Here is a 12626-nt window from a genome sequence, read left to right on the forward strand (position 1 = left end):
CTAGTTTCCTGGGAGGGCCGATGGGTAGTGATTGGGTCAGTCTCTGGATCTCCCAGCCCTTGATCGGGTCGATACGCTCGCGCAAGAGCTGGCCTTGCTGCAGGACAAGGGACAGCGGCGGATCGCGATTCTTGGTAGCCGTCACGTCCCGGTGGTGGCGATTCATCTGATTGAGCTGGTGGCCCGCTCCCTGGTGCAGGAAGGCCACTCCCTGATCACATCGGGTTCGCAGGGCGTGAATGCCGCCGTGATCCGTGGCGTGCTTGAGGTGGACCCCTCCAAGCTCACAGTGTTGCTTCCCCAGAGCCTCGATCGCCAACCGTGTGAGATCAGAGACCTGCTTGAAAGGGTGCTTCACCTGATTGATAAACCAGAACAGGATGATCTGCCGTTGCCGATGGCCAGCAGCCTCTGCAATCAGGAGATCATCAACCGTTGCGATCAGTTGATCTGCCTTGCGTTTCACGACAGTGAAACGTTGCTAGCGAGTGCGCGAACAGCGGAAGATATGGGCAAGGTGGTGAGTTTGTTGTATTTCGACTGATCACTCAGGGTGTGCACAATCGATCCTGGGTCTGATCTGGAGTGCTCGCACTTTCAGCCAAGCTGCTGTACTCAGAATTGAGTAATTGATCACAAGACAAAAAACAATCAGGCGTCATCGATGACGGATACAAGATGATGGCTCATTGATCAATCAAAATGTTGACCTCTTGAGTGTGTGCTGATGTGCCAATAGATCAAAGATCTTCAGGGAATTTGTTTGGGGGTTGTCCATATTCATGAGCCAATGTTGGCGATTTCGGCATTGCTAGATCCTGATCAGGCTATTTAATTTGATGCACAATCATAACAAATTAGATCAGATATTAGAGCTTGATCGTGTTAACGCGCCGTTCTCCTGTTCATTGCATTAATCAGGCCAATTCCCTTGGGTATTAATCACCTTTAGGCTGCTTTTGATGAAGGCGTACTGAGGAATATTTGTCGTCAGCCAGGGGTTTGGCCCTTTGTTGATTAAGAACACAGCCCCGTGATTGCCATCAAGACTGATGATGGAAAGGCTGACGGCGCCGTTGCCCGTTCCTGAGTGGAAGAGGTAACCGCCCCTTGCTTTGGCGTCTGCGTCGCGGTTGCCGAGTTCAAACCCCAAGCTTCGTTCAGCGGTGGAGCTTGGGATACTCAACTGTTCAGCCAACTGCTGATCGATCAGCGGGTGGCCGGAGTTCAGCGCTTTCGTGAAGGCGAGATTGAATCGGGCCAGATCGCTTGCTGTGCTCCACATCAAACCGGTGGAGAGGATGGGATGCCGCATCGGTGCTCGCCCGTGGGGCTTCCCATCAACGTCATGGGGGATGGCGATCGTGCTGGTGTCGTTGAGAAAAAAGGTGTTGTCAAAGCTGGTGTTGTCCATGCCGGCCGGTGTGAACACCAACTCCTGCATCAAGCTGGGGAAGGATTGCTGGCTGATGGATTCCAAGGCCGGCTGCAGCACCGTGTAGCAGCCGTTGCAGTAGTTGAAGCTTGTTCCTGGAATCCGTTCAACGGTGAGGGGTTTGTTCGTCGCGGGAGGCAAACCTCGCAACACCTGCTGCAGGGTCGGCAGTGGTTCTCCAGGCCCGCAGCAGCCGTCGGGGTAGGGATTGCTCAAACCGCCGGTGTGGTTCAGCAGCATGCGGAAACTCACCGGCACCTTTTTGGTGAAGTCGTTCTCTGGGATCGTCCAACCCGACAGGTAACGGTTGACGGGTTCATCCAGAGCGATCTCCTCGGCGGCAAGGAGCTTCACCGTGGCCAGGGCTGTGAGGGTCTTGGTGATCGACTGGGCCTGAAACAGGGTGTCGGCCGTGACCGGTCGACCGCTGGCCAGATCCGCCAGGCCAAACCCCCGCGCCCAGGCAATCCGGCCGTTTTGGATCACGGCGATGGATGCACCGGGAATGTCGTGCTCCTGTCGAAGGGTCTCGATCTGCTGTTGAAGCGGAGTGAAGAGGGCGACCGATGCCTGCGCCGACCCTGCCAGCACCATCGAGACGTTGAACGCTGCAATAGCGATCAGCCACCTCAGCCTGCCTCGATGCTTGCGAGTCATCCCGTTGCGAAAGCGCTGATTTCAAACCTAGGGATGGGCTGCTGGTTCAGCTGCCAAGCAGCGCTTTCAGGCCTTCTGAATACAAAATGCCGCTGCAAAGAAGCCCTGTGGCCCAGCACAGCCCACGAGCTGGAGGCACATTGCCGACGTAGGCGGCGATATAGGCAAGCCGCAGCACAGGATGGGCGAAGGCTGCGACAACGGCCATGGCGGGCAACGGACCGGTTTGCTGCGCAGCGATCAGAGCCAGTAATGCCGCTGGAGCCTGCAGGGTGAAGGCCTCGAAGCTGTTCTGGTGAGCCCAGCTGGCCCGTTTGCCCCAGGCTGGAAAGCGTTCGAACATCGCGCGGGGTGCCGCCATGTCCTTCATTTCGAAGTTGGCAGCCGAGCGTGCGGCGCCGAGGGGAATGATGCTGGCGATCACTGTTCCGCCAGACAACACCAGGGACCAGGAGAAAGGGGCGGCATCCGTGGCTGTGAACAGCTGCAACAGCGACATGGCGAGGGCTTGAAGCGGCGCCTTTCTAAGCTGAAGACTCGAACAAACGCGAGCGACTGAGAACACCTCAATGTTGGTATGCCCTGAATGCTGCCTGCAGGGTTCACGCGTTCAGGGCGTTCGCGGCAAAGTAACGACCCTGTGCACCATTGCGATGGCTCTCGATCAGCTCAAGGCGTTCATCCTGAAAATGCAACAGGACGATGACCTCAAGCAAACCGTCTTGGCGGCATCAACGGCTGATGATGTTGCCAAGATTGCGTTGAGACAGGGTTTCGAGTTCAGCGGCGACGAACTGTTGAGATTCAGTGGGAAGACAGTGGGCCAGGTCACTGTGGTGAAACCCGATCATCCGGGTGAATATCACTGATGCTGGGTCCTTTGGCGAGTGGGTGTCGCTGTTACAGACCATCGGACATCAGCAGTCATCTTGACGTCGAGACGTCGTGGGCTGGCGTTAAGAGTTTCGAGATAAACAATGATCGGTTTTTGGCATCAATCATTGGTTGAAATACTGCATGATCATGGACTCTTTTTGGCATGATATTCCTCGTCACGGTTCTGACAGGGGTAGCGAAGTGCGATGATCCAGTCTTCTTTGAACCTTGCTTGTTATCGATTGAAATTATCTTGATCACCGGTTTGTTTGTTGCCTTGTTGTGAGGCACGCGGAGATTCGTGTCTGCAATGTTCAGGATGGTTGGTCTGGCTCATTGATCCATCGCCTCTGAACGGTATGTCCATGTGTTTCTGTTCGTCCTCTGCCATTCCAGCGCCGTTCTTCCAGCTCGTTGTGTTGTTGGGGTGATGGTGCTTGCTGCTGGTTGTGGCATGGAAGAGCTGCCTGGGTAGGTTGGACCAAGCAACCCCGTGAGGACCAAGGAGTGGCTTCCAATACCTATTCTTTTGATGTGGTCTCCGATTTCGACCGGCAGGAGCTCGTCAATACCCTTGATCAGGTGCGTCGAGAAGTTGGCAATCGATATGACCTCAAGGATTCCAACACTGAGTTGGACCTGGAAGAAACCGAGCTTTCGATCACCACGGCAAGCGATATGACCCTTCAGGCTGTGGAGGATGTATTGAGAACCAAGGCCACGAAGCGCAATCTGTCGTTGAAGATCTTTGATTTTCAAGATCCCGAAAGCGTTGGCGGCAACCGGGTGAAGCAGGTTGTGAAGTTGCGCAAGGGGCTCAGTCAGGAGATTGCCAAGAAGCTCAGCAAATTGGTTCGGGATGAGCTGAAGAAAGTCACCGTGTCAATCCAAGGCGAAAGTGTACGGATCACTGGCAAGAGCAAGGATGATCTCCAGGCTGCAATTCAACTGGTGAAAAGCAAGGAAGATGAATTGGATGTGCCATTGCAGTTTGAAAATTACCGCTAAACAGGTGCGCTGCTGATTACAGCTTGACTTGGATTTGATACCTGTTTCTGATGCCAGATCAGATCAGATTCGCTGCGAAGTAACTTTTAGGCCTAATCTTTGCTTGTATTATCGTAAGTTAATGTGCATTTGTAGCGGCTTTCAAAGCCCACATCAATGCTCGTGCAGCTCGTGTCAGTGATCGTTGCGCCCTTGGGGACAAGACGCATCGCCTGGGCAGTGGCGAACTCTTCAGTCGGTCCTTGTGCACTGGCTGTGCCCTGATGGGCAGAGGCATTGGCTGCGAAGAGAAGCGTCGCTGCCAGACAGGCTGTCAAGCGCATGAAAGCGTCCTAGTGCTTGCTCAGTTCTAGTCATTCCAGTGGGATGGGGCAGCTGAATGGGGCAGCTGAATGGGCGCTTGGCTGCTCAGGGCTCCCATGGGGGATGCCAACACAATGAGATGAAGTTTGGTGTGGGAGTTGCAAGATTTATGTTTTCTTGAAGGAAAAACGTCCATTTCCCTTATGTTTCTGTTCCTCTCCATCAGAGCGATGCGCAGCTATTCAGAACGCAAAAGGCACAACGATGTGGCCATCGGACTTTCGTTTGTCGCCGTTGCACTGCTTGTGCTTGGTTTCATGGGTATGGCTCAACATCTGGAGATCATGTCTCTTTAAAGCTGTAGACATTGAGCCGTGTCTTCTTGACAGCCCCCCATAATGAATCAATAAGATTCTCGGTTTCGATGCGCATAGCGACATTTTTATTTTTGAGAACTGGGCTGAATCTCTTTAAGCCAGGCGTCAACTTCACTGCTGGCCTGGCAAAGACGTCTGTCACCGATAACAGTGCTGATCAGGCTGGCATTCAAGTGCCCGATAGCTCAGATCCAGTCAACGATGAGATCAATGATCGTGGGCGTCTGAAGGTTGTTGATTCTGAAACGATTCACATCGGACCGCGTGGGGGGCGTTATCGCCTCGATGAAGCCGGGCGCAAAATTTATCTCAAGGCCGCTTGATATCTGGCTGATCGAGCTTGTTTCTCGATCTTGATATTCGATGCCATCACGATGATGATCATTGCCAGGTGATGCAATGTTGATTGATTGTGATCTGTGGATGCCTGTCGCTCAGGACTCAGCGCTGCGGCGGCGATCGATGATTCTGGCCAGTTCAAGGACGTAGCCGGCTGTGCACCAACGCCCGTGACTGCGGGCTCGATTGTCGGGATCGGATCGGATTTCAGCCGTCTCCGCCATCAGAAGGTCGAGATCGCCCTGTGGGAGTTCATAGAGATCCTGCAGTTCCAGCTCCCGTCCCAGCAGGTGACTGCGGAACCACTTGCGCAGCTGTTCCTGAGGGGGGATCTCATTCGGCATCCGGTACCTTCCGGGTGAATCAGTCATTCTCCAGTGATGCGGGAGCTCACCTGGCAGCAGTTTGATGGTGTCGTCTCCGCCTTCGCAGAACGATTTCAAGGTCGCCGCTTTCCTGGCGTCTACGGCGTTCCCCGTGGCGGATTGTGCCTCGCTGTGGCCCTTAGCCATGCCCTGGAGTTGCCCCTGCTGATGGCTCCGGAATCCGGTTGTCTGATCGTTGATGAGGTGTTCGAAACGGGGCAGACCCTCGCGGCCCTGCGTCAGCAGTGGCCCGATGCAGCCTTTGCTGTTTGGGTCAGCAAGAGCCCCCCAACCTGGTGGGAGGCTGTTGACGTCACCAACAGTCAGGAGTGGCTGGTGTTTCCCTGGGAAAACCTTCAGAGAGCCCGTGCCGATGAACAGCGGTTTCGAGCCTCTCGCGGGCTGGACTGATGGCACGGTCAACGATCTATCTCGCCTCGCCTTACGGATTCTCGGAGCAGTGGAAACGCTTGCTGCTGCCCGAGTTCATCGCTGCACTTGAGGGTCTGGGGCTTGAGGTGTGGGAACCATTCGTTCGCAATGGCCAGGTGGATCTGTCCCAGCCCGGATGGGCCTGCGAGGTGGCCAAACGCGACCTGCAGGACGTTCGCGACGCCGATGCTCTTCTCGCCATCGTGAACGGGACGCCGCCGGATGAAGGGGTGATGGTGGAGCTCGGCGCGGCGATCGCCCTGGGCAAACCCACCTTCCTGTTTCGCGACGACTTCCGGCGCTGCACCGATTCGGAGCAGTATCCGCTGAACCTGATGCTGTTCGCCGGTCTGCCGTCCGAGGGCTGGCAGGACTTCTTTTACGACAGCATCGAATCCCTGTCGGATCCCAGAAAAGCTCTCGCCCTCTGGGCCAAGGGCTAGATCCGCCGAACCATCTTCAGGAGTTGAGCCCTCAGGTGTCCTCATCCATGTCAAAGGGCTTGGCAACACTGTCGATGATCGGGCAGTAGCGATCGGCGACCGCCTGGGCCGTCGGGTCTTCACCCACAGCCATCCAGCCTTTGTTTCCGAATCCGCTGAAATCGCCCTTTCTGTCGAAGGTGAGATCTTTGCAGTCGAGCTGATACCGGAAACTGCGTCGCTCGACTCCTCCCGGTGTCCCCGCTCTGTAGCTGGGAGCCACGTAACCAACCTGCTGGCAGCTTGTCGTCTTGTAGAGGCCGTTGGGTGTCGTGGTGGTTGTGCAGACCCTGCGTCCTGGCGAACCAGGGTTGTAGCTGGCAGGTGTCCCGGAGTACGCATTCAGCGTTGTGCCCGTGAACGTCAGGTAGCGCCCATAGCTGCCGCGTATTTTCAGCTGGCGCACAGAGCGAGGGTTGTAGTTGTGATCACTTGGCGCGGCGACCTCAACCTTGCCCTGAACGGGCCCTCCCGAGTGGTACTCCCGGCAGCCCTTGTAATCCGCCGCTTGCAGGCATGGGTCGGCGGCGTCCGTCTGCGCCAGGCCTGGGGACGCGATCAGCACGATGATCCAGGGCAACAGTCGCCAGTTCATCAGCCATCAAAGGAATTTGTGCTGACGTTATTGACAATTGTCTTCTTCAACTAGCGAAAACGCATCTGGTAGCAACTCGGCCAAACGGCGTGAACCAACCCCGTCGATGTGAATTGTCGCCTGAGCAGGCAGGAGTTCCTGCATCACCTGGCGGCAGGCCCCGCAGGGCATGCGCAGCCCAGCGGGACCATCGGCAGGAGCGTCAAGGCAGCTCAAAGCCAGTTCCTCGGGTCGCAGACCACGGGCGACAGCGTTGAACAAGGCGACGCGTTCAGCGCAGATGCTCAGCCCATAGCTGGCATTCTCAACGTTGCATCCCTCGACGATCTCTCCGTTGGAGCAACGAACGGCGGCGCCCACCCGAAACCGCGAGTAGGGAGCATGGGCTTTCAAGGCTGCGCGCCTTGCCATTGGGAGAAGGGGCTCAGCGCTGCTCATCACAACGGCCGGAGGCCTCTTCACGAAGGCGCGTCAGAACCGACCCTCCGTTGCGAGCGCTGACGCTGGAGAGATTCACAAGGGTGAATCGTCTGTCCGACTGGATGGTCAGGCGTCCCTCGATCGTGGCCAGCGAATCGTTGATCGTGACCGGGTTGTCCGGATCGCTGGAGATGGCACCAAGGGGGGCCTCAAAGGACCAGCTGTAGTTGATGCTGCCATCCGGTTGCCGGGTCAGAACCGGAGCCTGTGGTTCGTCTGCCAGCAGCGTCAAGCGGCTGTCGATCACATAACGGGGCTCAACGGTGATCGGTGGTCCGGGTTGCAGGCGGAACTGCATCCCTTCCAGCACGCGCACGGAACGGATCGGCCGGGGTTGCCAGTGACTCTCCACCGTTTTGATCGTGCAGAGCAGCGCTGGTGGTGGTGTCGACGCAACAGCCAGCAGCAACATGCGGATCTCAGGCGATGGCAGCGAAGCTTTCGCGGAAGGCGTTCAGCGTTGTTTCGATGTCTGCCTCCGAATGGGCCAGGGAGGTGAAGCCAGCCTCAAACGCGCTGGGAGCGAGATACACGCCTCTCTCCAGCATGGCGCGGTGAAGCCTGCCGAATCGCTCGGCATCGGTGGACTTGGCTTCCTCGAAGTTGCGGACAGGTCCTTCGCAAAGGAAGAAGCCGAACATGGCGCTCACGCTGCCGCCCGTGATGGGGAGCCCGGCTTCGCGACCGATCTCGAGAATGCCGTTGATCAGCGTTTCGGTGGTGGCAGCCAGCTTTTCGTAGGTGCCGGGTTGCTTCAGCAGCTCCAGTGTCTTGATTCCGGCGGTCATCGCCAGGGGATTCCCGCTCAACGTCCCCGCCTGGTACATCGGCCCTGCGGGGGCGACCATCTCCATGATCTCCCGGCGGCCTCCATAGGCGCCGACCGGCAGCCCGCCTCCGATCACCTTGCCCATGGTGGTGAGATCAGGGGTGACGCCGAAATGGGCCTGTGCTCCGCCGTAACTGATCCTGAAGCCGGTCATCACTTCGTCGAAGACCAGCAGGGCGCCGTTTTCTTTGGTGAGCTCGCGCAGCCCTTCCAGGAAGCCTGGCTCCGGCGTGATGAAGCCCGCATTGCCGACGATGGGCTCCAGGATGACGCCGGCGATCGCTCCAGGGTTTTCGGCGAACAGCTGCTTCACCGACTCGAGGTCGTTGTAAGGGGCCGTCAGCGTGTTGGAGGTGGTGCTGCGGGGGACGCCGGGGGAGTCCGGCAGCCCGAGGGTTGCCACACCGGACCCCGCCTTCACCAGGAACATGTCGGCATGGCCGTGATAACAGCCTTCGAACTTGATCACCTTGTCGCGCCCTGTGAACGCGCGCATCAGGCGCAGCACCGCCATGCAGGCTTCGGTTCCGCTGTTGACGAAACGCACCATCTCCACACTGGGAACGGCATCAATCACCATTTCGGCCAGGGTGTTCTCGAGGCCGCAGGGTGCTCCGAAGCTGGTGCCTTTCTCGATCGCTTCCTGAAGAGCGCTGGTCACCTCCGGGTGGGCATGGCCGCAGATGGCCGGTCCCCAGCTGCCGATGTAATCGACGTATTTGTTTCCATCGACGTCCCAGGCGTAGGGCCCCTTGACTCGATCGAACACGATCGGCTGACCACCAACCGACTTGAATGCCCGCACTGGAGAGCTCACTCCACCGGGCATCAGGGCCTGGGCGGCACTGAAGATGGCCTCAGAGCGGCTGGTGTTCAACGCGGGACTTGTCACGGTGACCGACGCCAAAGGGCAGTTGCAAACCGTGCAACATCCTGACCCAAGAATGACCCGATGCGCCTGAAGTGTGTCTCGAGGTACAGGGTCACTCCTTAGCGTGTGGGCAGCAAGCACTCCCGCGTGTCCCACGACTGGTCAGCTCTGGAAAGGGATTTGCGCCGCCAGCTACCTGTCAAATCGGTACTCTCGAGGCGCCAGGAGTTGTTCAGTTACGACTGTGACGGATTGACCCTGGAGCGTCATTGCCCGCCTCTGGCGGTGTTGCCGGAGACAACGGAGCAGGTGGCGGTCGCCCTTCGTCTCTGCCACCAGCACAACGTGCCGTTCGTGGCGCGCGGCAGTGGCACCGGCCTGTCGGGAGGGGCGCTGGTCGATGAGCAGGCGCTGTTGGTGGTCACCAGTCGGATGCGTCGGGTGTTGCAGGTCGATCTGGACAACCACTGCGTCACGGTGCAGCCAGGCGTGATCAACAGCTGGGTGACCCGTGCCGTCGCCGGTGAGGGGTTTTATTACGCCCCGGATCCGTCCAGTCAGGTGGTCTGCAGCATCGGCGGCAACGTCGCCGAGAACTCCGGTGGCGTGCACTGCCTGAAATACGGGGTTACCAGCAACCACGTGCTGGGCCTTGAAGTGGTTCTGCCCGATGGAACCGTCACGACCCTGGCAGGCTCCCTTGCGGAAGTTCCGGAACTGGACCTGCGCGGGGCGTTCATCGGCAGCGAAGGAACGCTTGGGATCGCCACGGCGATCACGCTTCGACTTCTCAGAGCCCCGGACTGCGTGAATGTTCTTCTGGCCGATTTCTCCACGATGGAGGCCGCCGGTGAAGCGGTGCGGGCGGTGACGGCTGCCGGTCTCCTGCCCTCCGGTATGGAGATCATGGACAACGTGACCATCAACGCGGTCAACGATTTCTTCGGGTACGACGAATACCCGCGCGATGCGGCAGCGGTTCTTCTGATCGAGCTGGATGGCCAGAAGGAGGAAGTCCAGGCTTCAGCGGTTCAGGCTGAGCGCTTGTGCCAGGTGGCCGGGGCCAGGGGGCTGCGCAGAGCGGAGGATCCCACCGAATGCGCGGTCCTCTGGAAAGGACGCAAGTCCGCCTTCTCCGCCGTCGGAAAGATCACGCCCACGTACTACGTGCAGGACGGCGTGGTGCCGAGAAGCAGTCTCCCAGCCGTTCTAACGGCCATTGAGCGGCTCAGCCGCGAACACGGGCTGCCTGTGGCGAATGTGTTCCACGCCGGCGACGGCAATCTCCACCCCCTGATTCTTTATTCGGCGTCGGAGCCGAAGGTGGAAAGCCGCGTCAAGGCGCTCGGAGCAGCGATTCTTCAGGAGTGTCTGGCCGTTGGTGGCAGCATCAGCGGAGAGCACGGCATCGGGGCTGATAAACGCTGTTATCTCGATTGGATGTTTGCCCCCGACGATCTTGAAACCATGGCCTTGCTGCGCCGTGCTTTCGACCCGGATCAGCGGGCGAATCCCGGCAAGGTGCTGCCGACACCGAAAACCTGTGGAGAATCAGCCAGGCGATCGGTGACCCTGCCCAGCGGTGTGGATCTGTTCTGAGACAACAGCCTTTGAGACGACAGCCTCTGAGACAACAGCCGATGGGATCAGATCGTTGCGATTCAAAACAATGGGTCGTCGTCCAGGTCTTCTTCGGCAGGGGGCCAGTCCAGGTCAACGCTCACCGGGGCATGGTCGCTCGGCTGGTTCCTGCCCCGTTCATCCTTGTGGATCGAGCAACTGCGAGCCCGGTTCAGTAACTCGTCGCACAGGTAGATATGGTCGATCCGCCAGCCCTGATCGCGATCCCAGGCCCCAGTGCGGTAGTCCCACCAGCTCCAGTGGCCTGTCTCGGACTCGAACAGCCGGAAGACGTCGTGAAGCCGGCCATTCATGGCCAGGTCGAGAGCCTCGCGTTCGGCGTCCGTGGCCATGATCCCCCCTGTCAGACGCTCGGGGTCATGGATGTCTCTGGCCTCGGGTGCGATGTTGAAATCCCCCACCACACAGAGCGGCTCATCCCGTTCGGCGATCGCCGCCAATGAACGCTGCAGACAGCTGAGCCAATCGAGCTTGTAGCGGTACTTCTCCGACCCCACGGAGGATCCGTTGGGGACATACAGATTGAGAACTCTCACGCCATCGAGGCATGCGCTGATCACGCGCTTCTGCTCTCCCAGTCGCTTGGCTTCCGCATCGTCCGGCAACTCAGCCTGGAAGCCACAGCGCACATCCTCCAGCGGTGTCCGGCTCACAAGGGCCACACCGTTGTAGGCCTTCTGTCCATGAACGCTGACATGCCAACCGAGTTCCTCGAACCGTTTCAGCGGAAAGACCGGATCGTCCACCTTGGTTTCCTGCAGGCAGAGCAGATCGGGTTGCTCGGATGCCAGCCAGGCCAGGACATGCTCCAGTCGGGTCCGCACCGAATTCACATTCCACGAGGCAATCCGCATGGACTTAACCCATCAGCCAATGACGCTTAGCATTCAGCTCCCCCATGAAATGGTCGATGGTCTGCCGTCTGGTGTTGTCCACCCTTGCTGCAGTGGTCGTGATTCCCAGCCTGGCCACTGGTGTTTCAGCTCAGGTTGAAGCTCCGTTTCAGAACCGGGAGGAGCGTGCGATCTACGGGACAGGAGACAACTCCGACGTGCTCGATGCCACCAACCCGATGGACCTGATCAACCGACTGCGTCAGTCGGGAATGATGGACGACGCCACACCGCCGTCGGACGCGGTGGACGCTGCTCTCAAGGCGTTTGAGATGGCCCCTGTTTCGGCTCCAGCACCCTGAGTCGGGCGGCGGATACCCCCCAGCTGGCTGCCAGTTCTTCAATGCGATCCGTCGGTCGGCCAGCCAGCTCCTCCCGCCGTCGGGCCTCGTTCAGCAATCCCATCAGCGTCTTGTGATCTCCCATCTCCTGTGCAAGGAGAGCGTGGGCAATCAAAGAACGTGTGTCCTGTTGATTGGTTTTGGCGAGGTCCTGATACGTCGCCACCGCGGCGGCCTTCTTTCCGCTTCTGAGCTGCGCATCAGCCAGAAGCAAACCAAGGTTGATGCGTTGATCGGCGCTGGCGGCCTTCAGGCGTTGTTCCATCACGTTCAGCGCCGCTTCAGGGGAAGCGGTCTTGAGGGTCAACAGACCCTGCTGGCTGAGCACGTCAGGGTGGGATGGATGAAGCCGCTGCAGTCGCTTCATCCCCTCAGATGCGGCCTTGAGATCACCGTTACGACGCTGCAAATCGATCAGCAGCAGACGCTGCTGACGTGACCATGGCGCTTCGGCTGAGGCTTCCAGAAACCGTTGGGAGTCCCGTTGCCGGCCCGATGCCAACAGGCGTTCGAGCAGTTCCCGGCGCTCTGAATCACCAAGATCTTTCTTGCGTCCCTCACGGATGAGTTCGATGACCCTTGAATCGCCGTCGGTTCCCTGGCTCTTTCCCGTCGCGGTTGGCATCCACAAGGGCAGTGATGCCAGGAGCCCGGCTCCTGCTGCCAGAAGGGTGATCGTGGCCAACCGTCGTCCTGGCATCG

The 12626-nt window shown here is 58.6% G+C and carries 17 protein-coding genes; 8 read left to right on the forward strand and 9 right to left on the reverse strand.

Features of this window, described 5'->3' with window-relative positions; translation table 11 throughout:
* Positions 1 to 31: 31 nt before the first annotated feature.
* Positions 32 to 544: a DNA recombination-mediator protein A gene (locus KR100_RS04570; protein ID WP_038543561.1), complete on the forward strand. Its 513-nt coding sequence runs from the start codon at positions 32 to 34 to the stop codon at positions 542 to 544.
* 369 nt (positions 545 to 913) lie between these two features.
* On the opposite strand, the gene KR100_RS04575 is transcribed toward KR100_RS04570, so the two are convergent.
* Together KR100_RS04575 and KR100_RS04580 are read right to left on the reverse strand one after the other, a co-directional pair.
* Positions 914 to 2092: a serine hydrolase gene (locus tag KR100_RS04575; RefSeq protein WP_239420404.1), complete on the reverse strand. Its 1179-nt coding sequence runs from the start codon at positions 2090 to 2092 to the stop codon at positions 914 to 916.
* 46 nt (positions 2093 to 2138) lie between these two features.
* Positions 2139 to 2591 (reverse strand): MAPEG family protein, encoded by a 453-nt coding sequence (locus KR100_RS04580; RefSeq protein ID WP_038543562.1) that lies wholly within the window; start codon positions 2589 to 2591, stop codon positions 2139 to 2141.
* 154 nt (positions 2592 to 2745) lie between these two features.
* On the opposite strand from KR100_RS04580, the gene KR100_RS04585 reads away from it, so the two are divergent.
* The 3 genes from KR100_RS04585 (at position 2746) to KR100_RS04600 (ending at position 4979) form a co-directional block, all read left to right on the forward strand.
* Complete coding sequence (locus KR100_RS04585; protein WP_038547945.1) at positions 2746 to 2961, forward strand: Nif11-like leader peptide family natural product precursor; 216 nt, start codon at positions 2746 to 2748, stop codon at positions 2959 to 2961.
* Positions 2962 to 3475: 514 nt separating this feature from the next.
* Positions 3476 to 3976 carry a YajQ family cyclic di-GMP-binding protein gene (locus tag KR100_RS04590; protein WP_038543564.1) on the forward strand — a complete coding sequence of 167 codons (501 nt, stop codon included), beginning with the start codon at positions 3476 to 3478 and terminating at the stop codon, positions 3974 to 3976.
* A gap of 685 nt (positions 3977 to 4661) precedes the next feature.
* Positions 4662 to 4979 (forward strand): hypothetical protein, encoded by a 318-nt coding sequence (locus KR100_RS04600; protein WP_162176479.1) that lies wholly within the window; start codon positions 4662 to 4664, stop codon positions 4977 to 4979.
* Positions 4980 to 5090: 111 nt separating this feature from the next.
* On the opposite strand, the gene KR100_RS04605 is transcribed toward KR100_RS04600, so the two are convergent.
* Positions 5091 to 5339: a hypothetical protein gene (locus KR100_RS04605; RefSeq protein ID WP_038543570.1), complete on the reverse strand. Its 249-nt coding sequence runs from the start codon at positions 5337 to 5339 to the stop codon at positions 5091 to 5093.
* 36 nt (positions 5340 to 5375) lie between these two features.
* Here KR100_RS04605 and KR100_RS04610 point away from each other — a divergent pair, with 36 nt between their 5' ends.
* Together KR100_RS04610 and KR100_RS04615 are read left to right on the forward strand one after the other, a co-directional pair.
* On the forward strand, positions 5376 to 5771 hold the full coding sequence (locus KR100_RS04610; RefSeq protein ID WP_038543573.1) for a phosphoribosyltransferase: 396 nt from the start codon (positions 5376 to 5378) through the stop codon (positions 5769 to 5771).
* Positions 5771 to 6235 carry a nucleoside 2-deoxyribosyltransferase gene (locus KR100_RS04615; protein ID WP_038543575.1) on the forward strand — a complete coding sequence of 155 codons (465 nt, stop codon included), beginning with the start codon at positions 5771 to 5773 and terminating at the stop codon, positions 6233 to 6235. Before KR100_RS04610 ends, KR100_RS04615 begins: the two co-directional genes overlap by 1 nt.
* Before the next feature lie 31 nt (positions 6236 to 6266).
* Here KR100_RS04615 and KR100_RS04620 read toward each other — a convergent pair whose 3' ends face one another.
* Genes KR100_RS04620 through hemL form a run of 4 tightly spaced genes read right to left on the reverse strand, consistent with a single transcriptional unit; the run spans position 6267 to position 9070 of the window.
* Positions 6267 to 6869 carry a hypothetical protein gene (locus KR100_RS04620; RefSeq protein ID WP_038543577.1) on the reverse strand — a complete coding sequence of 201 codons (603 nt, stop codon included), beginning with the start codon at positions 6867 to 6869 and terminating at the stop codon, positions 6267 to 6269.
* Positions 6870 to 6896: 27 nt separating this feature from the next.
* Positions 6897 to 7307, reverse strand: coding sequence for a cytidine deaminase (locus KR100_RS04625; protein WP_038543578.1), 411 nt, complete (start codon positions 7305 to 7307; stop codon positions 6897 to 6899).
* Positions 7294 to 7761: a hypothetical protein gene (locus tag KR100_RS04630; RefSeq protein WP_038543580.1), complete on the reverse strand. Its 468-nt coding sequence runs from the start codon at positions 7759 to 7761 to the stop codon at positions 7294 to 7296. The genes KR100_RS04625 and KR100_RS04630 overlap by 14 nt, the downstream gene beginning before the upstream one ends.
* 7 nt (positions 7762 to 7768) lie before the next feature.
* Positions 7769 to 9070: a glutamate-1-semialdehyde 2,1-aminomutase gene (hemL, locus tag KR100_RS04635; RefSeq protein WP_038547947.1), complete on the reverse strand. Its 1302-nt coding sequence runs from the start codon at positions 9068 to 9070 to the stop codon at positions 7769 to 7771.
* A gap of 126 nt (positions 9071 to 9196) precedes the next feature.
* On the opposite strand from hemL, the gene KR100_RS04640 reads away from it, so the two are divergent.
* On the forward strand, positions 9197 to 10648 hold the full coding sequence (locus KR100_RS04640) for an FAD-linked oxidase C-terminal domain-containing protein (protein ID WP_038547950.1): 1452 nt from the start codon (positions 9197 to 9199) through the stop codon (positions 10646 to 10648).
* A 62-nt stretch (positions 10649 to 10710) separates the two neighbouring features.
* Here the strand turns inward: KR100_RS04640 and xth are convergent, their stop codons facing one another.
* The gene (gene xth, locus KR100_RS04645) at positions 10711 to 11544 is read right to left on the reverse strand and encodes an exodeoxyribonuclease III (RefSeq protein ID WP_038543582.1); all 834 of its coding nucleotides are present in this window, start codon (positions 11542 to 11544) and stop codon (positions 10711 to 10713) included.
* A 44-nt stretch (positions 11545 to 11588) separates the two neighbouring features.
* Between xth and KR100_RS04650 the strand changes: the two genes are divergently transcribed.
* The gene (locus tag KR100_RS04650; protein WP_239420406.1) at positions 11589 to 11885 is read left to right on the forward strand and encodes a hypothetical protein; all 297 of its coding nucleotides are present in this window, start codon (positions 11589 to 11591) and stop codon (positions 11883 to 11885) included.
* Here the strand turns inward: KR100_RS04650 and KR100_RS04655 are convergent.
* Positions 11842 to 12624 (reverse strand): lipopolysaccharide assembly protein LapB, encoded by a 783-nt coding sequence (locus tag KR100_RS04655; RefSeq protein ID WP_038543584.1) that lies wholly within the window; start codon positions 12622 to 12624, stop codon positions 11842 to 11844. The two genes, KR100_RS04650 and KR100_RS04655, sit on opposite strands and share 44 nt — an antisense overlap.
* Positions 12625 to 12626 lie beyond the last annotated feature (2 nt).

The organism is Synechococcus sp. KORDI-100 (genome assembly GCF_000737535.1).
GTDB lineage: Bacteria > Cyanobacteriota > Cyanobacteriia > PCC-6307 > Cyanobiaceae > Parasynechococcus.

Excerpts from the sequence above, each read along its gene's own strand:
- KR100_RS04575 (WP_239420404.1), bottom strand. The coding sequence starts at position 2,092 with ATGACTCGCAAGCATCGAGGCAGGCTGAGGTGGCTGATCGCTATTGCA.
- KR100_RS04580 (WP_038543562.1), bottom strand. The coding sequence starts at position 2,591 with ATGTCGCTGTTGCAGCTGTTCACAGCCACGGATGCCGCCCCTTTCTCC.
- KR100_RS04585 (WP_038547945.1), top strand. The coding sequence starts at position 2,746 with ATGGCTCTCGATCAGCTCAAGGCGTTCATCCTGAAAATGCAACAGGAC.
- KR100_RS04605 (WP_038543570.1), bottom strand. The coding sequence starts at position 5,339 with ATGCCGAATGAGATCCCCCCTCAGGAACAGCTGCGCAAGTGGTTCCGC.
- KR100_RS04610 (WP_038543573.1), top strand. The coding sequence starts at position 5,376 with ATGCGGGAGCTCACCTGGCAGCAGTTTGATGGTGTCGTCTCCGCCTTC.
- KR100_RS04615 (WP_038543575.1), top strand. The coding sequence starts at position 5,771 with ATGGCACGGTCAACGATCTATCTCGCCTCGCCTTACGGATTCTCGGAG.
- KR100_RS04620 (WP_038543577.1), bottom strand. The coding sequence starts at position 6,869 with ATGAACTGGCGACTGTTGCCCTGGATCATCGTGCTGATCGCGTCCCCA.
- KR100_RS04625 (WP_038543578.1), bottom strand. The coding sequence starts at position 7,307 with ATGAGCAGCGCTGAGCCCCTTCTCCCAATGGCAAGGCGCGCAGCCTTG.
- KR100_RS04630 (WP_038543580.1), bottom strand. The coding sequence starts at position 7,761 with ATGTTGCTGCTGGCTGTTGCGTCGACACCACCACCAGCGCTGCTCTGC.
- xth (WP_038543582.1), bottom strand. The coding sequence starts at position 11,544 with ATGCGGATTGCCTCGTGGAATGTGAATTCGGTGCGGACCCGACTGGAG.
- KR100_RS04650 (WP_239420406.1), top strand. The coding sequence starts at position 11,589 with ATGAAATGGTCGATGGTCTGCCGTCTGGTGTTGTCCACCCTTGCTGCA.
- KR100_RS04655 (WP_038543584.1), bottom strand. The coding sequence starts at position 12,624 with ATGCCAGGACGACGGTTGGCCACGATCACCCTTCTGGCAGCAGGAGCC.